18 protein-coding genes and 1 pseudogene are annotated in these 21,567 nt (G+C 70.7%); 2 read left to right on the top strand and 17 right to left on the bottom strand.

The genetic code is table 11. From position 1 onward, the window contains the following. Positions 1-9 precede the first annotated feature (9 nt). Entirely contained in the window at positions 10-573 is a 564-nt protein-coding gene (gene efp / locus ABD831_RS13030) for an elongation factor P (protein WP_344947057.1), read from the bottom strand. 197 nt (positions 574-770) lie between these two features. On the opposite strand from efp, the gene ABD831_RS13025 reads away from it, so the two are divergent. After that, complete coding sequence (locus tag ABD831_RS13025; protein WP_344947054.1) at positions 771-2,885, top strand: HelD family protein; 2,115 nt, start codon at positions 771-773, stop codon at positions 2,883-2,885. Between the two features lie 34 nt (positions 2,886-2,919). Here the strand turns inward: ABD831_RS13025 and ABD831_RS13020 are convergent, their stop codons facing one another. Continuing rightward, a complete protein-coding gene (locus ABD831_RS13020) occupies positions 2,920-3,213 on the bottom strand; it encodes a hypothetical protein (protein ID WP_344947051.1) in 294 nt (97 codons plus the stop codon). Between the two features lie 113 nt (positions 3,214-3,326). On the opposite strand from ABD831_RS13020, the pseudogene ABD831_RS22245 reads away from it, so the two are divergent. Further along, positions 3,327-3,806: pseudogene (locus ABD831_RS22245) on the top strand (GNAT family N-acetyltransferase); the annotation flags it as partial. A gap of 180 nt (positions 3,807-3,986) precedes the next feature. Here ABD831_RS22245 and aroQ read toward each other — a convergent pair. The 15 genes from aroQ to ABD831_RS12945 all read right to left on the bottom strand — a co-directional run bounded on the left by aroQ (position 3,987) and on the right by ABD831_RS12945 (position 21,565). Then, entirely contained in the window at positions 3,987-4,424 is a 438-nt protein-coding gene (aroQ, locus tag ABD831_RS13015) for a type II 3-dehydroquinate dehydratase (protein ID WP_142178275.1), read from the bottom strand. Positions 4,425-4,434: 10 nt separating this feature from the next. Beyond that, positions 4,435-5,562 (bottom strand): 3-dehydroquinate synthase, encoded by a 1,128-nt coding sequence (aroB, locus tag ABD831_RS13010; protein WP_344947047.1) that lies wholly within the window; start codon positions 5,560-5,562, stop codon positions 4,435-4,437. Continuing rightward, the gene (locus ABD831_RS13005; protein ID WP_142178277.1) at positions 5,559-6,089 is read right to left on the bottom strand and encodes a shikimate kinase; all 531 of its coding nucleotides are present in this window, start codon (positions 6,087-6,089) and stop codon (positions 5,559-5,561) included. Before ABD831_RS13005 ends, aroB begins: the two co-directional genes overlap by 4 nt. Next, entirely contained in the window at positions 6,083-7,303 is a 1,221-nt protein-coding gene (gene aroC / locus ABD831_RS13000) for a chorismate synthase (protein WP_142178278.1), read from the bottom strand. Before aroC ends, ABD831_RS13005 begins: the two co-directional genes overlap by 7 nt. 88 nt (positions 7,304-7,391) lie before the next feature. Next, entirely contained in the window at positions 7,392-8,093 is a 702-nt protein-coding gene (locus ABD831_RS12995) for a prepilin peptidase (protein WP_344947038.1), read from the bottom strand. Further along, positions 8,090-8,932, bottom strand: coding sequence for a shikimate dehydrogenase (locus ABD831_RS12990; RefSeq protein ID WP_344947035.1), 843 nt, complete (start codon positions 8,930-8,932; stop codon positions 8,090-8,092). The genes ABD831_RS12995 and ABD831_RS12990 overlap by 4 nt, the downstream gene beginning before the upstream one ends. A gap of 14 nt (positions 8,933-8,946) precedes the next feature. Next, a complete protein-coding gene (gene mltG, locus ABD831_RS12985; protein WP_344947032.1) occupies positions 8,947-10,182 on the bottom strand; it encodes an endolytic transglycosylase MltG in 1,236 nt (411 codons plus the stop codon). Beyond that, complete coding sequence (gene ruvX / locus ABD831_RS12980) at positions 10,179-10,685, bottom strand: Holliday junction resolvase RuvX (protein ID WP_344947029.1); 507 nt, start codon at positions 10,683-10,685, stop codon at positions 10,179-10,181. Before ruvX ends, mltG begins: the two co-directional genes overlap by 4 nt. Before the next feature lie 2 nt (positions 10,686-10,687). Further along, positions 10,688-13,360 (bottom strand): alanine--tRNA ligase, encoded by a 2,673-nt coding sequence (alaS, locus tag ABD831_RS12975; protein ID WP_344947026.1) that lies wholly within the window; start codon positions 13,358-13,360, stop codon positions 10,688-10,690. Positions 13,361-13,736: 376 nt separating this feature from the next. Further along, positions 13,737-14,783: an ABC transporter ATP-binding protein gene (locus tag ABD831_RS12970; protein ID WP_344947023.1), complete on the bottom strand. Its 1,047-nt coding sequence runs from the start codon at positions 14,781-14,783 to the stop codon at positions 13,737-13,739. Next, positions 14,780-15,850, bottom strand: coding sequence for an ABC transporter ATP-binding protein (locus ABD831_RS12965; protein ID WP_344947020.1), 1,071 nt, complete (start codon positions 15,848-15,850; stop codon positions 14,780-14,782). The genes ABD831_RS12970 and ABD831_RS12965 overlap by 4 nt, the downstream gene beginning before the upstream one ends. Further along, the gene (locus tag ABD831_RS12960; protein WP_344947017.1) at positions 15,847-16,833 is read right to left on the bottom strand and encodes an ABC transporter permease; all 987 of its coding nucleotides are present in this window, start codon (positions 16,831-16,833) and stop codon (positions 15,847-15,849) included. Before ABD831_RS12960 ends, ABD831_RS12965 begins: the two co-directional genes overlap by 4 nt. A 115-nt stretch (positions 16,834-16,948) precedes the next feature. After that, a complete protein-coding gene (locus tag ABD831_RS12955) occupies positions 16,949-18,700 on the bottom strand; it encodes an ABC transporter substrate-binding protein (protein WP_344947014.1) in 1,752 nt (583 codons plus the stop codon). Between the two features lie 94 nt (positions 18,701-18,794). Further along, complete coding sequence (locus tag ABD831_RS12950) at positions 18,795-19,826, bottom strand: ABC transporter permease (protein ID WP_344948206.1); 1,032 nt, start codon at positions 19,824-19,826, stop codon at positions 18,795-18,797. A gap of 338 nt (positions 19,827-20,164) precedes the next feature. Next, positions 20,165-21,565, bottom strand: coding sequence for an AAA family ATPase (locus ABD831_RS12945; protein WP_142178580.1), 1,401 nt, complete (start codon positions 21,563-21,565; stop codon positions 20,165-20,167). Between the last annotated feature and the right edge of the window lie 2 nt (positions 21,566-21,567).

Here is a 21,567-nt window from a genome sequence, read left to right as displayed (position 1 = left end):
CGCGTCCGCTCAGTCGTTGACGCGGCCGAGGTACGACCCGTCACGGGTGTCGACCTTGACGCGCGTGCCGGCCTCGAGGAAGAGCGGCACGTTGATCTGTGCGCCCGTCTCGAGCGTGGCCGGCTTGGTGCCACCGGTCGAGCGGTCGCCCTGCAGGCCCGGCTCGGTGTGGGTGATCTCGAGGACGACCGACGCGGGCAGCTCGACGTAGAGCGGCAGGCCCTCGTTGGTGGCGACGAGCGCGTTCTGGTTCTCGAGGAGGTAGTTGGCGGCGTCTCCGACGACGGCCTCCGACACGTTGAGCTGGTCGTAGGTGTCGGTGTCCATGAAGACGAAGTCGGTACCGTCCTTGTAGAGGTACTGCATCGTGCGCTTGTCGACGTTGCTGGTCTCGACCTTGGTGCCGGCGTTGAACGTCTTGTCGACGACCTTGCCGGACAGGACGGCCTTGAGCTTGGTGCGCACGAACGCGGGGCCCTTGCCGGGCTTCACGTGCTGGAACTCGACGACGGACCAGAGCTGTCCCTCGATGTTGAGCACCATGCCGTTCTTCAGGTCGTTGGTCGAAGCCATCGTCACAAACCACTTTCGTATGCCGGCCGGCTCGGTCGGGCGCCCCTCGGGCACACCTGAGCCCCGGACGTTCATCTGTCTTGGGGAGTTGCCGCACGAGTCTAGCCGGGCAGCCACCTGATCGCGGAATCGCGCGTGACCGCCGCCCCCCAGGCCGGTGTACCCTGACCCGTTCCCCCGACGAGAGAGGCCTCCGCGTGCGCTCGCCCGACCGGCTCGACACCGAGCTCGCCCGTGAGCCGGCCCGTGAGCTGGCACGGGAGCAGGCCTACCTCGAGGACGCCCGCGACCAGCTGACCAGGATGCGTGAGCTGGCGGAGTCGCTCGACGCGTCCAAGGCGAGCGACGCCGTCTCCGGCGAGGTGCTCGGCTGGGTGCTGGCGCGGCGCATCGCCTCGCTGCAGGACGACCCGCGCACGACGCTCTTCTTCGGTCGCATCGATGTGGAGCCCGAGGAGGGCCCGGCAGAACAGTTCCACATCGGGCGTCGGCACGTGTCGGACGAGGCGGGAGACCCCGTCGTCGTCGACTGGCGCGCCCCGATCTCGACCGCGTTCTACCGGGCCTCGAGGCTCGAGCCGATGGACGTCGTCCTGCGGCGCAGGTTCGGCGTCGACCGCGGGCATCTGACCGCTCTCGAGGACGAACACCTGCGTGACGGTGCTCCCGCTGAGGAAGGCGACGGGTCGCCGGGCTCGATCCTCGCCGCCGAGATCGAGCGTCCTCGCACCGGCCCGATGCGCGACATCGTCTCGACGATCCAACCCGAGCAGGACGAGATCGTCCGCAGCGACGTCGCCGTCAGCGTCTGCGTGCAGGGCGCCCCCGGCACCGGCAAGACCGCGGTCGGTCTGCATCGCGCGGCGTGGCTGCTCTACTCCTTCCGCGAGCGCCTCGACCGCTCCGGGGTCCTCGTCGTCGGGCCCAACCGGGCCTTCCTCGACCACATCGGCGCGGTGCTCCCGTCCCTTGGCGAGGTGCGCGTCGGCCACGCGACGATCGAGACCCTCCTCGACCACGGCCGGGTCCGGGCCGACGAGCCGGCCGCCGTCGCGACCCTCAAGGGCGACGCGCGGCTCGCCGCCGTGCTGCGCCGTGCCGTGTGGTCGAGCCTCGTGCGGCCCTCGGAGGCGCTCGTGGTCCCGCGCGGCGTGCGCAAGTGGCGCGTGCCGGCATACGAGGTGGCCGACATCATGGACGAGCTGGCCGCGCGGGGCGTGCGCTACTCGGCCGCGCGCGACCTGCTTCCCCAGCGGCTCGCGCACCACGTGCTCCTCGAGATGGAGCGGGCCGGCGACGCCCCCGACGACCGCGTGCAGGACGCCGTGGCGAAGTCCCCCGCGGTGAAGAAGTACGTCTCGTCGGTGTGGCCCGCCCTCGACCCCGCCGGGGTCCTGCACCGGCTCTGGTCCGACGCCGACGCGCTCCGGGCGGCGGCGGGCGACGACCTCGACGACGACGAGCAGGCGACGCTGCTGTGGGACAGGCCCGCTCGCACCAAGGGCGCGGCCCGCTGGTCGCGGGCCGACATGGCGCTGCTCGACGAGGTCGACGACCTGCTGCGACGCGTCCCCAGCCTCGGGCACGTCGTGCTCGACGAGGCGCAGGACCTCTCACCGATGCAGCTGCGGGCCGTCGGCAGACGCTGCTCGACCGGGTCGGTGACCGTGCTCGGCGACATCGCGCAGGGCACGACGCCGTGGGCGACCGCGTCCTGGGACGAGGCCATGCGCCACCTCGGCAAGGACGACCACGACCTCGTCGTGCTCGACCGCGGCTTCCGCGTGCCGGCCGTCGTCATCGAGTACGCCGCGCGCCTGCTGCCCGTCATGGCCCCCGGTCTCGGAGCACCCGTGTCGGTTCGGGACAACCCCGGCCGGCTCGACATCCGCCGCGTCGATGCCGCCGACCGCGATCTCGAGGTCGTGCGCGCGGTGGTGGGCACGGCGGCAGCTCCCGGGTCGGTGGGCGTCATCGCACCCGACGCCGACGTCGAGCGCGTCTCGACGGCGCTCGCCGCCGCCGGCGTCGCCCACGGCCGGTTGGACCGGGATCACGGTGACGACGAGGACCACCAGGTCGAGGTCGTGCCGGCGAGCGTCGCGAAGGGCCTCGAGTTCGACCGGACCGTCGTCGTCGAGCCGGCCGCCATCGCGGCGGCGGAGCCCGACGAACGCACCGGGCTCCGCCGTCTCTACGTCGTGCTGACCCGCGCGGTGTCCGAGCTGACCATCGTGCACGCAGAGCCACTGCCAGAGGTCCTCGGTGCAGACGTCGACACGGAGGTCGCCGCTCAGGTCGGCACGGCCTGAAACCGTGTGTCCGGGCAGCGCGGCGAGGATGGCGTCACCGAAGCCCGCGGTGTGCGGCCCAGACTGCTCCGGCGCGGTCGGCGGCCGCGCCGATGAGCGCAGCGAGCTCGGGCCGGTCCGGCACCGTGAACGACACGTACGCTCCGCGGCCTCCCTCGACCGGACGGCCGTACGCCTTGGCAGCAAGGTGTCCGTCGGGCAGCATCCGCACGTTGAGGGTGTCGAGCCGGAACGTCTGGCCGCGGCGCACGTCGGTCCACCGCAACGTCTCGGGAATGGTCACGTTGATCGCCAGCGCGCTGACGACGACCTCTTCGTCTCCGCTCATCCCAGCAGACTGCCACGCGACCGCCTCGGGACCGGTCAGACGCCCCCGCGGTCCGCCTCGCCGACCGCCCATCCGCCGCAGCCTCGACCGTGGAAGCAGAGTGACGAGAGACCATGAAGAGCTACCCCCTGCTCGACCTGCGCGTGAGCACCCCCACCCTCGAGCTGCGTGCGGCCACAGACGAACTGCTCGACGAGCTCGCTGAGACCGTGCGCGCCGGCAAGACCCATGCCGACCCCGCACCGTACGACGACCCGATGTCGTTCTACGAGCCCGACCCCGACCTGAGGGTCGCCGGGTGGCTCCGCGCCATCTGGCGCCGGCGCGGCACGGTCGAGCCCGGGATGTGGCGGCTCTACTTCGTGGTCATGGTCGACGGGCGGCCGGTCGGCGAGCAGACCTTGACCGGGGTGGACTTCGCCGCGCTCGGCACCGTCACGACCTTCTCGTGGTTGTCCACCGACCTGCGCCGCCGTGGGCTCGGACACGAGATGCGGGCCGCCGTCCTGCACCTCGCGTTCGCGGGCCTCGGGGCCAAGGAGGCGAGCAGCGACGCGTTCGTCGACAACGTGGGCTCCAACGCCGTCTCACGAGCTCTGGGCTACGAGCCCAACGGGTTCGACTGGGCGACGCGCCAGGGCGAGCCGGCCCTGCTGACCGGTGGCGGCTCACCAGGGACGCCTGGGAAGGGCGACGCCGCGACGACATCGGGCTCCACGGCCTCGCGGCGTGCCACGCCATGCTGCCCCTGGTCTGACGCGGCACGCGTCGGGTCAGACGAGCGCGCGCAGCGCGAGCAGGTAGGACTGGAGCCCGAAGCCCGCCACCGTGCCCGTCGCCACTCCCGCGACGACGGACGTGTGCCGGAACTCCTCGCGGGCGGCCGGGTTGCTCAGGTGCACCTCGACGAGGCTTCGACCGCTCGTCGTCACGATGGCGCAGGCGTCGCGGACGGCATACGAGTAGTGCGTGAAGGCACCGGGGTTGAGCACGACGTCGGCGCCGACGTCGACGGCCTCGTGCAGCCAGTCGATGAGCTCGCCCTCGTGGTTGGTCTGGCGGCAGTCGGCGACGAGCCCGAGGTCGCGTGCCTCGCGCTGCACCGCCGCGTGCACGTCGTCGAGCGTGTCGGAGCCGTAGACCTCCGGCTCACGCGTGCCGAGGCGGTTCAGGTTGGGGCCCGACAGGACGAAGACCGTGGGTGCCGTCATGTCGGGGAGTCTAGTGAGCGGGGGCGTCGGCGCGGCGCGACACGAGGCCGTATGCCGCCTGCAGCAGTGCGTCGTCCGGGCCGACCAGACGGGTCGGCCGGGCCAGTCCCTCGAGCACGACGAGACGCAGCGTCGAGCCGCGCGACTTCTTGTCGCGGCGCATCGCGGTGAGCAGCTCGTCCCAGCGGCCTGCGGCATACGTCGTCGGGAGACCGAGCGACTCGAGGACCGAACGGTGCCGGGCCACGAGCGCATCTCCCTCCGGACCGGCGAGGTGACCCGTGAGGCGGGCGAGCTCCGCGACGTAGACCATGCCGACACCGATCGCCTCGCCGTGCCGCCACGTGTAGTGCTCGACCTGCTCGATGGCGTGCCCGAAGGTGTGTCCGTAGTTGAGGATCTCGCGCAGCGAGCTCTCGCGGAGGTCTGCTGCGACGACCTCCGCCTTGACGCGGACGGCTCGCTCGATGAGCTCGCGAAGGTGTGGGTTCCCGGCGCTACGGGCACGTGCCGCATCGTCGGCGACGGCGGTCTCGACGAGGTCGAGGATGACGGGGTCCGCGATGAAGCCGCACTTGACGACCTCGGCCAGCCCGGCCACGAGGTCTGCCTGCGGCAGGGTCGAGAGCACGTCGACGTCGCAGAGGACGCCGGCCGGCGGGTGGAACGCGCCGACGAGGTTCTTGCCCTCGGCGGTGTTGATGCCCGTCTTGCCGCCGACCGCCGCATCGACCATGCCGAGCAGCGTCGTCGGCACCTGGACGACGCCCACCCCGCGCAGCCATGACGCTGCGACGAACCCGGCGAGGTCGGTGACGGTGCCCCCGCCGAGCCCCACGACGGCATCGGTGCGGGTGAAGCCGGCCCGACCCAGCAGCGACCAGAGGTCTGCTGCGACGGCGGCCGTCTTGGCGGCCTCGGCGTCGGGGACCTCGGCGACGTGCACCGCGTAACCCTGTGCCTCGAGGGCGCCGGTCAGCCGTGACGTCAGCTCCGGCAGCGTCGGTGGGTGGACGACCAGCACGCGCTGGACGTCGGCGCCGAGCAGGTCGGCGACCCTCCCCAGCACACCCGACCCGATGACGACGTCGTAGTCCCCCCCGACGGAGATGGTCGTCGGAGTGTCCGGACCGCTCACGCCCGGGCCGCCGCGAGCTCGGCGACGACGACGTCCACGACCTGCTCGGGCGTGCGTCCCCCGGTGTCCACCCGCACGGTCGCCACGCGCTCGTAGGTGGGCCTGCGCTCGTTCATCATCCGGACCCACGACGCACGCGGGTTGACCGACAGCAGCGGACGCGAGCGGTCGAAGCCGATGCGCTTGCTGGCGTCGGCGATGGCGACGTCGAGGAAGACGACCGCGTGGCCGGAGAGCGTCGCTTCGGTGAGCGGGTCCATGACGGCTCCCCCACCGAGCGAGACCACGCCCGGCTCCTCGGCGAGCGCGCGGACGACCTCAGCGCGCTCGAGGTCGCGGAAGACGGCCTCGCCGTCGTCGACGAAGATGTCGGAGATCGACCTGCCCTGGGCCGCCTCGATGGCGGCGTCCACGTCGTGGAACGGGACGCCGAGCCGGGTCGCCAGCGCTCGCCCGACCGTCGTCTTGCCCGCTCCGGGCGGGCCGACGACGACGGCCACGGGTCGCGGGGAGGTCTCGTTCACCATGTGCGCAGCCCCTTACGGATGCCGTCGAGGTATGCCGTGTGGTTGCGCGCCGTCTCCGTGACCGAGTCGCCGCCGAACTTCTCGAGGCACGATGCGGCGAGAACGAGCGCCACCATCGCCTCGGCGACGACGCCGGCAGCCGGCACGGCGCAGACGTCGGAGCGCTGGTGGATGGCGGTGGCCGCCTGGCCCGTGGCGACGTCGACCGTGGACAGGGCCCGCGGCACCGTGCTGATCGGCTTCATGGCGGCACGGACGCGGAGCACCTGTCCGGTCGACATGCCGCCCTCGGTGCCGCCGGCGCGACCGGTGCGTCGGGTGATGACGCCGTCGACGAGCTCCATCTCGTCGTGCGCCTCGGAACCACGGCGGCGCGCGGTCTCGAAGCCGTCGCCGACCTCGACGCCCTTGATCGCCTGGATGCTCATCAGCGCCTGCGCGAGCTGGCCGTCGAGCTTGCGGTCCCAGTGGACGTGCGACCCCAGGCCCGGGGGCACACCGTAGGCGAGGACCTCGACGACGCCACCGAGGGTGTCGCCGTCCTTCCTGGCCGCGTCGACCTCTGCCACCATGGCCGCGGAGCCGGACGGGTCGAAGGCGCGCACCGGGTCGGCGTCGAGTCGCTCGACGTCGTCGGGCGTCGGCAGCGCCGCACCCTCCGGCACGCCGGCCGTGCCGATCGAGACCGTGTGGGAGACGAGGCGGATGCCGTAGGCCTGCTCGAGGAAGCGGGCGGCGATCTCGCCGAGCGCGACGCGCGCAGCGGTCTCGCGGGCCGAGGCGCGCTCGAGCACCGGGCGGGCGTCCTCGTGGCCGTACTTCTGCATGCCGACGAGGTCGGCGTGCCCGGGCCGCGGGCGGGTCAGCGGCTTGTTGCGCGCGACCTCCTTCTCCGCGTTCACGTCGTCGGACGCGGCATACGCCTCGTCGCTGACGGCCTCGGGGCTCATCACGGTGGTCCACTTGGGCCACTCGCTGTTGCCGATGCGGACGGCGACGGGCGAACCGAGCGTCAGCCCGTGTCGGAGGCCACCGAGGAACTCGACCTCGTCCTGCTCGAACTTCATCCGCGCACCGCGACCGTAGCCGAGGCGCCGGCGGGACAGAGCGGCCTGCAGGTCCTTGGCGCCGACCTCGACCCCCGCCGGGAGGCCCTCGATCATGGCGACGAGTGCGGGCCCGTGCGACTCACCGGCCGTCAACCAACGCAACATGCCCCGATCCTCCCACGCGGTCCGGCGCGACTCCCGCGCCGCCCGCTCCGCGGGACCGCCGGGGCGCCCCGCGCGCGATGGGCGCGACTCAGAACAGCGGGCGGACCTGCACGACGAGCGAGAGGAGCAGGCCGAGCAGCATCCACGGCCCGAAGGCGATGTCGTCCTTGCGCGAGCCGCGACGCAGCACCAGACGCGCCACGCCGTAGACGCCCGCGAGGATGAACGCGGCATACGACGCCACGAGCGTCGTCGACACGCTGACGTAGCCCGTCGCCAGGCCGACGAGACCGGCGAGCGTCACGTCGCCGTAGCCGAAGCCGCTGCCGAGCAGGGCGGCCACCAGCGCGAGCACGAAGTAGATCGTCCACAGCACGGCTCCGGCGATCGCCGCGCGACGCAACGCCTCCCAGTCCCCCGACGCGAGCGAGGCCAGGGCGAGCTGGGCGACGAGCAGCGGGTAGGCCGGGCGCGTCAGCCCCCGGGGCAGCCGGTGCACGTCGGCGTCGATCCAGGCGAGCGCCACCGCGACGAACGCGAAACCGAGGTAGGCGGGGCTGAGCGCCCACTGCGCGAGGGGTCCGAAGCGCCAGGCCAGCAGCGCCCAGAGCAGCGCCAGCGCGACCGGCACGATCCGCGACGACACCCGAGGAAGCGGACCCGTCTCGTCGTCGAGACGGTAGCCCCCCGTCGCGAGCCGGCGGCGGAGCACCTCCCCGACCAGTGCGCCCGCGACGCCGAGCAGGGCCACGAACCACCACGGGGTGGTGGGGAACGGAACCCAGGTCATGAGGTCGTGCCGAGGGGCGTGCCCCACTCGGGGTCGACGAAGGCCGCGAGCGCGGACGCCATCGCGTCCAGCGGCGCGGGCTGCCCCGTCATGAGCGCGACCTGTGCGGCCGCCTGGTGCACGAGCATGTCCGTGCCGAAGGCCAGGGTCCAGCCCCGGACCCGGGCGCGGCGCTGCAACGGGGTCGGGCCATGGCCGTAGACGACGTCGAGCACCGTCCGCGGACTCTCGTCACGGTCGGACCCGGGGAACGCCTCCAGGCCCGTGACCGCGTCGGGGGGCACGGTGCTGACGACGACGTCGGCGCGGGGCCAGACACCGAGAGGAACGGTCTCGACGACGAGCCCGGCGCGCTCGGCCTGCGCGACCGTCTCCGGCCGCGGACGCCCTCGCACCATGAAGGTCACCTGCCGTGTGCCCGCCGCCGCGAGAGCGGCGACGGCGGAGCGCGCCGTCGCCCCGCTGCCGATCACGAGCGCCTCGGTGGTGTCGACACATCCCGCCACGAGCAGAGCCATCTCGATGCCGTGGATGTCGGTGTTGTGGGCGTGCCACCCGGCCGGAGTGGCGACCAGGGTGTTGGCCGACCCGGTGTCCCGTGCAGCCGCGTCGACGACGCTGGCCGCAGCCAGGGCCGCCTCCTTGAGCGGCATCGTCAGGGACAGCCCTCGCCAGCTGTCGTCGAGAGCGGCGAGCGCCTCGGGGAACGCGGCCACGTCGACCTCGCGACGGTCGTAGGACCAGCCGCTCAGACCGAGAGCCGCGTAGGCAGCGCGGTGCAGCACAGGTGAGAGCGAGTGCCCGATCGGGCTGCCCCACACCGCACAGTGCCGGGCCACCCCGCTCCCCTCGCTCAGCACTTCCCCTTGTTGTCGGCACACCATTTCTGGAACTGCGCCACGTTGCGCTGGTGCTCCGGGTAGGTGGCGGCGAACTTCGTCTCGCCCGTGTCGAGGTCGACGGTCACGAAGTAGAGCCACGGACCGGCGACCGGGGCTGCGGCCGCCTTCAGCGCGCTCTCGCCCGGGTTGGAGATGGGGCCGGGCGGCAGGCCGGGGAAGCGGCGCGTGTTGTAGGGGTTGTTGCTGTCGAGCATCTCCTGCGTCGGCACGCCACGCTTCTTGAAGATGTAGTTGACCGTCGAGTCGAACCCGAGCGACATCTTGGTCGCGAGCCGGTTCTCCACGACCCGGGCGACCTTGGAGCGGTCGGCCTCGTTCTGGGCCTCCCCCTCGACGAGGCTCGCGACCGTGACGACGCGCTCCATCTGGTCGGGAGCGATGTTGAGGGCCTCGAGCCGCTTCGTCGACTCGGCGACCATCTGCTTCAGCTGGTCGAGCGCCGTCGCGGTGGGGCCGAACTCGTAGCTGGCCGGGAAGAGGTAGCCCTCGATGTTGCCCTTGGCCGACGGCGGCAGCCCGAGCTCGTCCACCTGCTTGGCTGCCGCGACGTACTGGTCCACCGGGATGCCGGAGGACTTCGACAGCCTGGCGTAGATCTCGTCCGCCCACAGGCCCTCGGGGATCGTGACGCGGGTGATGAGGCGGTTCTTGGGGTCGACGAGGAGCGCGAGGGCGTCCGAGGCCTTCATCTGCTTCTTCATCGTGTAGATCCCGGGCTGGATGCCGGCACTCTTCGGGTCGTTGTTCGCGGCCTCGATGAAGGCCTTGCTCGACTTGACGACGTCCTGCTCGGCGAGGGTCTTGGCGATCGAGGTGCCGCCTGATCCCTTGTCGATGGTCACGCGGACCTCCCCCGTGCCGGGGCCCGGGTAGTCGTTGGACTCGAGGAACCCCTCGACGACGGGTCGCAGGGCCTTGTAGGCGACGGCGACGCCGCCACCGATGACCGCGAGCGCGAGGACGATCACGAGCAGGCGACGGAAGATCGAGGGCTTACCCTTCGGCGTACCGGGGCCGCCCTTGGCGCCCCGGCCCTTGCGGCTGCCCCGGCCACCGCGTCTGCGCGCCGCCAGCTCCAGCTCACGGATCTCGCGCCGGCTCGTCGGGGGTGCGGCGTGCACCTCTTCGACGTGCTCGGCGGTGTCCTCGTGGTCGCCGAAGATGGATGACTCGAGATGGTCCTTCATCGACGACGTTCCTTCTTCCGTTTGCCCCCCGGCGTGACGGTCTCCCCCGGTGGGCGGCCCGACAGCGACTCCGTGTCGAGAGCCGACTGCAGGATGAGCACTGCGGCGGCCTGGTCGACGACGGCCCGTTGCCCCCGACCCGGGACGCCACTGTCGCGTAGTCTGCGGTGCGCGTCCACGGTGGTCAAGCGTTCATCGACCATCCGCACCTCCACCGTACCCAGTCGGGCTGCGAGCCGACCGGCGTAGTCCCGCGCGATGCGCGCGGCCTCGCCCTCCTCGCCGGAGAGCAGGCGGGGCAGGCCCACGACGACCTCGATCGCGGCGAGCTCGTCCACGAGGGCCACGATCGCCTCGACGTCGCTGTCGCCCTCGGCGTCCCGCGGCAGCGTGCGCACCGGGTGGGCGAAGACGCCCGAGGCGTCCGACGCGGCGACGCCGACGCGGGCGTTGCCCACGTCGACGCCGACACGTGCCCCGGTGCGGGATCGTGGGTCGGTCAAGGTCAGGCGCCCCGGTTGCGCAGCTGGTCCTCGACGGCGCCGAGCGCCGCCGAGACCCGGGTCGGGTCGGTGCCGCCGCCCTGGGCCAGGTCGTCCTTGCCGCCGCCGCCACCACCCAGCGCCTGGGCCGCGACCTTGACGAAGGCCCCGGCCCTGAGGCCGGCCTCGCGAGCGCGTTCGTTCGTCGCGACGATGACGACGGGACGCCCGCCCGCGACGGAGGCCATGGACACGAGCACCGGTCGGTCGTTGCCGAGGCGGCCGCGGACGTCGGTGACGAGCTTGCGCAGGTCGTCGCCGGTGACACCGTCTCCGGCGTCGTGGCTCACGAAGGTGACGCCGCCGATGTCGCGCGCCGACTGCACCAGACCAGCAGCCGCGCCGAGCACCTGGCTCTGGCGCACTGCTGCGATCTCCTTCTCCGCGTCGCGCAGGCGACCCAGGATCGCCGCGATCCGGTCGGGCAGCTCGTCGCGGCGCACGCCGAGGGTGTCGGTGAGCTGGCTGACGATCGTGGCCTCGCGCGCCAGGTGGGAGTACGCGTCGGCTCCCACGAGCGCCTCGACGCGTCGCACGCCGGAACCGATCGAGCTCTCGCCGAGCAGCTTGACGACGCCGATCTGGCCGACGCGCGGCGTGTGCGTGCCGACGCAGAGCTCGCGCGACCACTCGCCGATGGACACGACGCGCACACGCTCGCCGTACTTCTCGCCGAAGAGCGCCATGGCGCCGAGCTTCTTCGCCGCGTCGATGTTCATGATGTCGGCGGTGACCGGCAGGTCGTCGAGGAGCACGGCGTTGATCCGGCCCTCGATCTCGCCCATCGCCGCGGCGGGGACCGCCTGGAGCGACTTGAAGTCGAAGCGCAGCCGGCCGGGAGAGTTCTCCGAGCCGGCCTGCGTCGCCGTGTCCCCGAGCTCGTCGCGCAGCGCCTGGTGCACCATGTGGGTCGCGGTGTGGGCGCGGGAGATCGACCGGCGGCGCGCCACGTCGACCTCGGCCTCGGCGTCCGCCCCGACACCCGCCTCGCCCTCGAGCACCGTGGCCCGGTGCACGACGAGACCGGTGATGGGGCGCTGCACGTCGGTGACCTCGAGGAGGGCGCCGTTCGCGAGGCGGATGCGGCCGTGGTCGGCCTGCTGGCCGCCGGACTCGGCATAGAGCGGGGTGCGGTCGAGGACGATCTCGACCTCGTCGCCGGCGCCCACGCGGTCGACGACGACGCCGTCGCGGATGAGGCCGCGGATGCGCGTGTCGGTGAGCGTCTGGTCGTAGCCGGTGAACTCGACGTCGTGCCCGAGGGTGTCGGACAGCTGCCGGTAGACGCTCGTGTCGCCGTGCGCCGACTTCTTGGAGCGGGCGTCGGCCTTGGCCCGGTCGCGCTGCTCGCCCATGAGCCGGCGGAAGCCGGGCTCATCGACCTGCAGGCCCTGCTCGGCCGCCATCTCGAGCGTCAGGTCGATGGGGAAGCCGTAGGTGTCGTGCAGCGCGAACGCCTCGGCTCCGCCCAGGGTCGTCGCGCCGGAGGACTTGGCGCGTGCGACCGCGGTGTCGAGGATCGTCGTGCCCGAGCTCAGCGTGCGGCGGAACGCCTCCTCCTCGGCATACGCGACCTGGCTGATCCGGCTGAAGTCGGTCTCGAGCTCGGGGTAGGACGCCTTCATCCGCTCCATGCTGACGGGCAGCAGCTGCTCGAGGGTCGGGGCGTCGACCCCGAGCAGGCGCATCGAGCGCACCGCGCGGCGCAGCAGGCGACGCAGGACGTAGCCGCGGCCCTCGTTGCCGGGTGTCACGCCGTCACCGATGAGCATGAGCGAGGAGCGCACGTGGTCGGCGACGACCCGGAAGCGGACGTCGTCGTCGTGGGCGGCGCCGTAGCGGCGCCCCGTCAGGTCCTCGGCGGCCGCGATGACGGGGAAGACCTCGTCGGTCTCGTAGATGTTGTCGACGCCCTGGAGCAGGAAGGCGACGCGTTCGAGGCCCATGCCGGTGTCGATGTTGCGCTTGGGAAGGTCCCCGACGATGTCGAAGTCCTCCTTGGACCGGACGTTCTCGAGCTCGTACTGCATGAACACGAGGTTCCAGAACTCGAGGTAGCGGTCGCCCGCCTCCCAGTCGCCGTCGGCACCGAACTGCGGGCCACGGTCGAGGAGGATCTCGGAGCACGGGCCGCCGGGTCCGGCCACGCCCATGTTCCAGTAGTTGTCCTTGCGGCCGAGACGCACGATGCGGTCGTCGGACAGGCCCGCGACCTTCTTCCACAGCGCGATCGCCTCGTCGTCCTCGTGGTAGACCGACGCGTAGAGGTCCTTCTCGTCGAAGCCCAGGCCGCCCTCGGACTGGCTGCGCGTGATGAGGTCCCATGCGAGCTGGATGGCGCCTTCCTTGAAGTAGTCGCCGAAGCTGAAGTTGCCGTTCATCTGGAAGAACGTGCCGTGCCGCGTGGTCTTGCCGACCTCCTCGATGTCGAGGGTGCGCACGCACTTCTGCACGCTCGTGGCGCGACTGAACTGCGGGGTCTCCTGGCCGAGGAAGTAGGGCTTGAACGGGACCATGCCGGCGTTGACGAACAGCAGGTTCGGGTCCTCGTGCACCAGCGGGGCGCTCGGCACGACGGTGTGGCCGCGGCTGCCGAAGTACGAGAGCCAGCGACGCCTGATCTCAGCGGTTTCCATGATGAGTCCTTGGGGTCGACGGTGTGGTCTGCGGGAGGCCCGTCCTCCGGAGCGGAAAGGCAGGACGGGCAGGCGGGGCGGGGTCAGCCTCGCGCCTCACTGGGGCGCGGCTGACCCCCGGGGAGCTCGCCTCGCCGGCTGCAGGCCGCCGAGACGGCTCGGCCTGGGTCCCTTGTGGGCCACGTTCATCGTCCTTCGGTCGTCGGCGCACGCTCACGCCGAGGTCCTTCAACCCTAACGGACCCCGGGAGCCCCGGCCCACCACCTTTGACCCCATTGGGCACGAAACAGCACGTATGCCGCCGGGCCGGCCCCCGGTGTGGGAGCCGGCCCAGCGGCATACGTGCTCGTGCGGATGGTGCGAAAGGTGCGACCGTCAGGCCGGGACCTCCGCCACGAGGTCGGTCTTGACCTCCGGGAAGTGGCAGGCCTGCAGGTGCACGCCGCCCTCGCGGAAGGTCCGGGTCGACGCGTCGGCCGTCGCGGTGAGGAGCGGCGGCTCCTGCTGGGCGCAGATGTCCTGCGCCTTCCAGCACCGTGTGCGGAAACGGCAGCCGCTCGGCGGGTCGATGGGGCTCGGCACGTCTCCGACGAGGCGGATGCGCTCCTTGGGGGCGATGCCGCGGGCGACGTTGATGTCGGGAGCCGCCGAGAGCAGTGCCTGGGTGTACGGGTGCTCGGGAGCCTCGTAGATCTTCTTCTTGTCGCCGTACTCCACGATCTTGCCGAGGTACATGACCGCGACCTGGTCGCAGAAGTGCCGCACGACGCCGAGGTCGTGCGCGACGAAGATGAACGCGAGACCGAGCTCGTTGCGCAGCTTGGCCAGCAGGTTCATCACCTGCGCCTGGATCGACACGTCGAGGGCCGAGACCGGCTCGTCGGCGATGATGAGCTTCGGCTCCACCGCCAGCGCGCGGGCGATGCCGATGCGCTGGCGCTGCCCGCCGGAGAACTCCGAGGGGTAGCGGTTGATGTGCTCGGGGTTGAGACCGACGAGCTCGAGCAGCTCCTGGACGCGCGCCTTCTCCTTGCCGGCGTGCAGACCGTGCACGCGCAGCGGGGTGCTGAGGATCGCACCGACCGTCTGCCTCGGGTTCAGCGAGGAGTACGGGTCCTGGAAGATCATCTGCACGTCGCGGCGGATGTCGCGCAGCTCGTGCTCCTTCAGGTGCGTGATGTCACGCCCCCCGAACTCGATGGTTCCGGCGGTGGGCTCGTCGAGCCGGGTCACGAGACGCGACGTCGTCGACTTGCCACAGCCGGACTCGCCGACCAGGCCGAGGGTCTGGCCCTCCTTGACCGTGAAGCTGATCCCGTCGACGGCCTTGACCGTCGCGCGCACCATCCGCAGGCCCTGGACCTCGCGGAAGGGGAAGTGGCGCTGGAGGTCGGTGACCTTGAGCAGGGTCTTGTCGCTCATCGGGCTCCCTCGTCGTGCTTCAGCGTGGTCACGGGATCGGCCAGGTGGCAGCGGATCTCGCGGTTGACCAGTCCCGGCGTCTGGCGCCACTCGGGCAGCACCGTCCAGCAGGTGTCCCCCTCGACCTGCGACTTGAACTCGCAGCGCGGGTGGAAGGAACAGCCCGACGGCAGGTTGAGCAGGCTCGGCGGCGTGCCCTTGATCGCCCGGAGCTCCTCGAGGTCCTCGGAGTGCGAGGGAAGGGAGCGCAGCAGGCCGTAGGTGTAGGGGTGCGACGGCTGGGCCAGCACCTCCTTGGCGCTGCCCTTCTCGACGCCGCGACCGGCATACATCACGAGGATGTCGTCGGCCGTCTCGGCGACGACGGCGAGGTCGTGCGTGATGAGGATGACCGCCGAGCCGAACTCCTTCTGGAGGTCGTTGACGAGGTCGAGGATCTGGGCCTGCACGGTGACGTCCAGCGCGGTCGTCGGCTCGTCGGCGATGAGCAGCTTCGGGTTGTTGACCAGGCCGAGCGCGATCATCGCGCGCTGGCGCATGCCGCCCGAGAACTCGTGCGGATAGGAGTTCGCCCGCCGCTGGGGGTTCGGGATACCGACGAGGTCGAGCATCTCGACGGCCCGCTTGAGCGCAACCTGCTTGCTCACCTTGTTGTGGGCCCGGTAGGCCTCGGCGATCTGGCTGCCCACCTTGTGGAACGGGTGGAGCGAGCTCTGCGGGTCCTGGAAGACCATCGCAGCCTTGGTGCTGCGGATCTTCTGGAACGTCGAGGCCGGGGCACCGACGAGCTCGATGCCGTCGAGCTTGATGCTGCCGGTGATCTGCGTCCGCTTCGGGTTGTGCAGGCCGAGCACGGCCATGCTGCTGACGGACTTGCCGGACCCGGACTCCCCGACGATCGCGAGGGTGCGTCCGAGGCGGGCCTGGTAGTTGAGGTTGGAGACCGCCTTGACCACGCCCTCCTCGGTGGGGAAGGCCACCGACAGGTCGCTGACGTCGAGGACGACGTCACCGGCGTTGCTGGCCTCTGCGGTCTGGGTCGAGATGGTGTTCAGGATCGCGGTCACGACAGCCTCACTCGCGGGTCGATGAAGGAGTACGCGATGTCGACGACGAGGTTCATGACGACGACGACGACGGCTCCGATGAGCACGGTCCCCATGATGACCGGCAGGTCGAAGGACTTCAGCGCGGCCAGACCGCGCCGGCCGATGCCGTCGACACCGAAGATCTGCTCGGTGATGAGCGTGCCGGTCAGCAGTGCGGCGATGTCGAGGCCGAGGATGGTCGCGATGGGGCTCATCGCGGCACGGAACCCGTGCTTGTACAGGACGGTTCGCTCGTTGATGCCCTTCGAGCGGGCCGTGCGGATGTAGTCCATCGAGAGGGTCTCGATCATCGAGTTGCGCGTGTAGCGCACGTAGGACGCCGACGTGACGAGGCCGAGGATCAGTGCCGGGGCGAGCATGCCCATGAAGTACGGGCCGACCCCTGCCGAGAAGGCGGAGTACTGCGGCAGCACGTTCCAGAGGATCACGGGGTAGAGAGCCACGAGCAGCGCGAGCACGTAGTACGGGATCGAGCCGAGCACCTGGGAGGAGCCGACGAGCCCGCGATCGGTCGCGGAGCCGCGACGGACGGCGGCGATGACGCCGAGGGTCACGCCGACCGTGACGAACACGACGGCGGCCATGAGGGCCAGCACGATGGTGTTCGGGAAGCGTGTGAAGAGCTCCTCGTTGACGGAACGGCGCGTCACGAAGGAGAAGCCCAGGCAGGGGGCGCCGCAGTGCACGGTGTCGCCCGCGTAGACGAAGTCCCGACCGACGAACAAGCCCTTGAAGTACTCGTAGAACTGGACGGTCAGGGGCTTGTCGAGTCCGAGGCTCGTCGTGATGGCGGCGAGTCGAGTGGCGTTGCAGCGGGTCTCTGGACACATGGCCTGGGCGGGGTCGGACGGCCCTGCGAAGAACAGCAGGAACGCCGAGACCAGCGTGGCCAGGATGACGCTCAGGGCGAGAGCCAACCGCCTGAGGATGTACGTGAGCACGTTTTGCCTTCCAAACGGGGTGGGCGCCGGTGGTGGGGGCCCGGGAAATCCCGGACCCCCACCACGGCTGTCAGATCAGGTCCTGCTCACCCGAGGGGGAGCCGTCACTGCCGACTCAGGAGTCGAGCCACACGTCCGTGAGGTCCGGCATGCCCTTGTTCGGGTTGTTGTGGATGTTCTTGACCTTCGTACCGAAGACCGAGTTGCCCTTGTCGTTGTTGTCCGGGATGGCCAGGAGGTAGTTCTCCGTCAGCCACTTGTCCATCTTGCCCCACTCCGGGCCCTGCTCCGTGATCGAGAGCTGCTGGATGCGCTTGATCTCGGCGTCGATCTTGGCGTCGGAGAAGTTGCCGAAGGTCGTACCACCCTGCGAGAGGGCGATCGTGCCGAAGGTGGGCGGGATGATCGAGTCGGCGGACGGCCAGTCGAAGCACCAGCCACGCGGCGACTGGAGCATGTTGTACTTGCCCTTCGGGTCACCGACGAGCTTGCGACGCTCGGCAGCCGGCACACCGATGTCCTGAACCTTGAAGCCGGCGGCCTCGAGCTTCTGCTTACGGACCTGGTTGACCTTCTGCGCGATGTCGTCGTCGTTCGTGTAGTAGTAGATGAGCTCGAAGGGCTTGTCGGCGCCGTAGCCGGCGGCGGCGAGCATCTTCTTGGCCTCGTCGGCGTTGCCGTCGCCCTGGCCGTTCATCTTGAAGCCCGGGGCAGCCTCGGCCGTGTAGTCGAGGTGACCGGCGATCTGCGGCGGGATGATCGTGCTGGCGGGCGAGAACGAGTGCGTCGTCTCACCGCCGGCCTTGTGGATGGAGTCGAAGGGGTACGCCACGGCGATCGCCTTGCGGACCGGCAGCGGGATCTTGCGGGCGTCCATGTTGACCATGAGCACGCACGAGGAGGGGCCCTCCTCGAACTGGGCCTTCTTGTCACCCTCGATCTGGGGGATCAGCGAGGAGTCGATCGGGTCCCAGTTGAGGCTCGTCGCGTCGTCGCCGTTGGAGGCGAGGATGGCGGTCTGCGTCTTGATGGTGTCGACGCCCCACTTGAAGTGGAAGCCGTCGGGGTAGTTGTGACGCGCCGCGTCCGTGGCGGGGTCCCAGTTGGGGTTGCGCTTGAGGACGAGCTCGGTGCCCGGGGTGTACTTGTCGAACATGTACGGGCCGGTGGCGAGCGGGTGCAGCTGGTAGTCGGCCTTCTTGTCCTTCGCCTCGGGGATCGGCGTGAACTGGTTGAAGGAGACGAAGTACGGCAGCGTCTCGAAGCGCTTCTCGAGGTGGAAGACGACTGTCTTGTCGTCGGTGGCCTCGACACCCTTCCAGTTCTTGTCGCCCTTGTAGGGGCCCGTGTAGTCGGCGCCGCCCTTGAAGAACTCCTTCTGGTACGTCGGACCGTTGGCTGCGAGGTCGGGGTCGAACGAGCGCTTGGCCGCGAAGACGATGTCCTGGGCCTTGACCGGGGTGCCGTCCTCGTACTTGATGCCGTCCTTGAGCGTGAAGGTCCACGTCAGACCGTCCTCGGACTGCTTGCCCAGGTCGGTGGCGAGGTCCGGAACGAGCACCTGCTTGCCGTTGCGGCTGACGTAGGTCGTCAGCGCGCGGTTCGTCAGCGAGAAGATGACGGCCGTGTCCTGGTAGAACTGGTCGCTCGGGTCCATGTTGGCCGGCGTCGAGGCGTACGGCACCGTGAGGATGCCGCCCTTCTTCGCTCCGGGGATCTCCGGGGCCGGGCCCTTGGCGTTCGGGTCGAGGGCGGCGCCCGCCTGGTCGACCTTTCCACCGTTGCCGTTGGTGCCGCCCGGCGTGCCGTTGTTGGCGGCCGGGGCGCCGCAGGCAGCGACGAAGCCGAGGGAAGCCGCGGCTCCCACGGTCAGGACTTTGGTCCAGCGCATTGTTGTTTGCTCCCTTGTGCTTGTCCCGGCGTTTTGCCGGGAACATCTGGTGGCCGAGACCCGTGTGGGGTCAGCGGCGGCTGGTGGGGTCGAACGCGTCGCGGATCGAGTCGCCGAGCAGGCTCAGGGCGAGGACGAGCAGCGAGAGGCCGATGACCGAGGGCCAGAGCCACAGCGGATACGTGGCGAAGAGGTTCTGCGCGTCGGCGATGGTGCGACCCCACGACGCGGTGGGCTCCACGAGTCCGGCGCCGAGGTAGCTCAGCGTCGCCTCGTAGGTGATGTAGGCGGGCACCGCGATCGAGGCCGAGACGATGATCGGGCCGACGAGGTTGGGCAGGATCTCGCGGAAGAGGATCGAGCGCGTCGGCACGCCGATGGCGCGCGCTGCCTGGACGAACTCCCGCTCGCGCAGGCTCTTGACCTCACCGCGCACGAGGCGGGCCAGACCCATCCACCCGAAGATGACGAGGATGACGATGAGCACCCAGAACCGGACCGTCGAGGTCTCCTCGGCGGAGAGGTCGCCGCCGGCCGCGAGGCGCTTCTGCATGATCGGGATGATCGCGAGCACCAGCAGCAGGATCGGCAGCGACAGGAAGAAGTCGATGATCCACGAGATGATCTTGTCGGCCACTCCGCCGAGGTAGCCGGCGACGAGGCCGAGCGTGACGCCGATGAGCGTCGAGGCGAACGCGGCGACGAAGCCGATGACGAGCGACGGGCGGGCGCCGTAGGCCCAGCGGGCGAAGAGGTCGCGCCCGAGTCGCGGCTCGACACCGAGCCAGTGCGCCGCGCTGGCACCGACGGTGGGCAGACCGTTGAAGTCGACGAGCTCGGTGTGCACGGTGCCGACGTCGGCCTTGGCCCCCGTGATGGGGTCGACGGCCTCGAGCGAGACGAGCAGCGGCGCGAAGATCGCGACGAGCAGGAAGAACAGGATGATGACGGAGCAGACGATCGCGACCTTGTCCCGCTTGAGCCGAGCCCAGGCGACCTGGCCGGGAGACCGGCCGGTGCGGACGTCCTTGTGCTCAGGGGCGGTCGTCGCAGACTTCTCCTCGGATACCTCGGTCAGCGTTCCTGCTGAGGGCTCCGGCATTGCGTTCAACGCGTTGTCTCCATCCTTGGGGGATCACATCCGACCCGGGGTCTGCGTCACCCGAGCCGCCCTCGGGGGGCACACCAGATCTTCCGGATGCCACCCCCGCCGGGACGTCGTGAGCCTGCCACAGAGTCCAGCGGTGTCCAAGCGTCGAGACGTGCATGGATGACAAATCGTTACCGAGCACCACGTACGCGACACAATGTCCGTCCACGCCCCGCGAGCCCCGAAACAATCCGCGTCCGCGAGCTCCGACAGGCGTCCTCGCGCGGTCCTCCGGCCGTCCTCCGACGGTCCTCCGGCGGTCCTCCGGCCGTCCTCCGACCGACGTCCGGTCACTGCCGACGCGTGCGTCCCAGCCGCCCCGAGAGCCACTCCCAGCGGGTCCGGAGGCGTTCCTCGAAGCCGCGGTCGGTGGGGCGGTAGTAGCTGACGGCGTCGTGGAGGTCGTCCGGGAGGTACTGCTGCGCGGCGACCCCGTCGGGCTCGTCGTGGGCGTAGACGTAGCCCTTGCCGTGGCCGAGCCGTTCGGCGCCGGCGTAGCCGCTCCCCCGCAGGTGCGCCGGTACGACGCCACCGCGCCCCGCTCGCACGTCTGCGATCGCCTCGTTGATGCCGAGGTATGCCGCGTTGGACTTGGGTGCCATGGCGTTGTGCACGACCGCCTGGGCGAGGATGATCCGCGCCTCGGGCATACCGATCTGGGCCACGGCGTGCATCGCGGCGACGGCGGTCTGCAAGGCCGTCGGGTCGCCCATGCCCACGTCCTCGCTCGCGGAGATGACGATGCGGCGCGCGATGAAGCGGGGGTCCTCCCCGGCCTCGAGCATCCGGGCGAGGTAGTGCAGGGCGGCGTCGACATCGCTTCCGCGCATCGACTTGATGAGGGCGCTGGCCACGTCGTAGTGCTGGTCGCCGGCGCGGTCGTAGCGGACGGCCGCCTGCGCGACGGCCTGTTCGACGTGGGCGAGCGTGATCTCGACGGGGTCGTCGGAGAGGCGTCCGGCCGGCTGGGCGTCCAGGGCGACACCGGCCGCGGCCTCCAGCGAGGTCAGGGCCCGCCGGGCGTCCCCACCGGCGATCCGCACCAGGTGGTCGGTGGCGTCGTCCGCCAGGGTGTGCTCGCCGTCGAAGCCCCGTTCGTCGGTCAGGGCGGCGCCGACCAGCTGCGCGATCTCCTCGTCCGACAGCGACTCGAGGGTGACGAGCACCGAGCGCGAGAGCAGGGGCGAGATGATGCTGAAGGACGGGTTCTCGGTCGTGGCCGCCACCAGGATCACGGTGCGGTTCTCGACGCCGGGGAGCAGGGCGTCCTGCTGGGCCTTGGTGAACCGGTGGATCTCGTCGAGGAAGAGCACGGTCTGGCGTGAGTAGAGATCGCGTTCACGGACCGCTGACTCCATGACGGACCGGACGTCCTTGACCCCGGCGGTGACGGCGGACAGCTCGACGAAGCGTCGCTCGGCAGCCGTCGCCACGAGGTGCGCGAGCGTCGTCTTCCCCGTGCCGGGCGGCCCCCAGAGGATCGCGGACAAGGGGCCGGCGGCGCCGCCGGATCCCTCGATGAGGCGCCGCAACGGGCTGCCGGGTCGCAGCACCTTGGCCTGCCCGCGCACCTCGTCCAGGGAGCGCGGGCGCATCCGTACGGCGAGCGGGGCGACCCCGGCCGAGGCCGGCTGCTCACCGCGGTCGGCGGCGGAGGCCGCGCCGAAGAGGTCCTCCGGGCTGTTCGACATCA

It is taken from the genome of Terrabacter ginsenosidimutans (assembly GCF_039539425.1).
GTDB lineage: Bacteria > Actinomycetota > Actinomycetes > Actinomycetales > Dermatophilaceae > Terrabacter > Terrabacter ginsenosidimutans.
The sequence above is the reverse complement of the archived record's forward strand: the minus strand, read 5'-3'. Positions and strand labels throughout refer to the sequence as shown.

What these genes read in the sequence shown, in the direction of transcription:
- efp (WP_344947057.1), bottom strand. Translation starts at nt 573, where the DNA reads ATGGCTTCGACCAACGACCTGAAGAACGGCATGGTGCTCAACATCGAG.
- ABD831_RS13020 (WP_344947051.1), bottom strand. Translation starts at nt 3,213, where the DNA reads ATGAGCGGAGACGAAGAGGTCGTCGTCAGCGCGCTGGCGATCAACGTG.
- aroQ (WP_142178275.1), bottom strand. Translation starts at nt 4,424, where the DNA reads ATGACGGCACCCACGGTCTTCGTCCTGTCGGGCCCCAACCTGAACCGC.
- ABD831_RS13005 (WP_142178277.1), bottom strand. Translation starts at nt 6,089, where the DNA reads ATGGTGAACGAGACCTCCCCGCGACCCGTGGCCGTCGTCGTCGGCCCG.
- aroC (WP_142178278.1), bottom strand. Translation starts at nt 7,303, where the DNA reads ATGTTGCGTTGGTTGACGGCCGGTGAGTCGCACGGGCCCGCACTCGTC.
- ABD831_RS12995 (WP_344947038.1), bottom strand. Translation starts at nt 8,093, where the DNA reads ATGACCTGGGTTCCGTTCCCCACCACCCCGTGGTGGTTCGTGGCCCTG.
- mltG (WP_344947032.1), bottom strand. Translation starts at nt 10,182, where the DNA reads ATGAAGGACCATCTCGAGTCATCCATCTTCGGCGACCACGAGGACACC.
- alaS (WP_344947026.1), bottom strand. Translation starts at nt 13,360, where the DNA reads ATGGAAACCGCTGAGATCAGGCGTCGCTGGCTCTCGTACTTCGGCAGC.
- ABD831_RS12970 (WP_344947023.1), bottom strand. Translation starts at nt 14,783, where the DNA reads ATGAGCGACAAGACCCTGCTCAAGGTCACCGACCTCCAGCGCCACTTC.
- ABD831_RS12950 (WP_344948206.1), bottom strand. Translation starts at nt 19,826, where the DNA reads ATGCCGGAGCCCTCAGCAGGAACGCTGACCGAGGTATCCGAGGAGAAG.
- ABD831_RS12945 (WP_142178580.1), bottom strand. Translation starts at nt 21,565, where the DNA reads ATGTCGAACAGCCCGGAGGACCTCTTCGGCGCGGCCTCCGCCGCCGAC.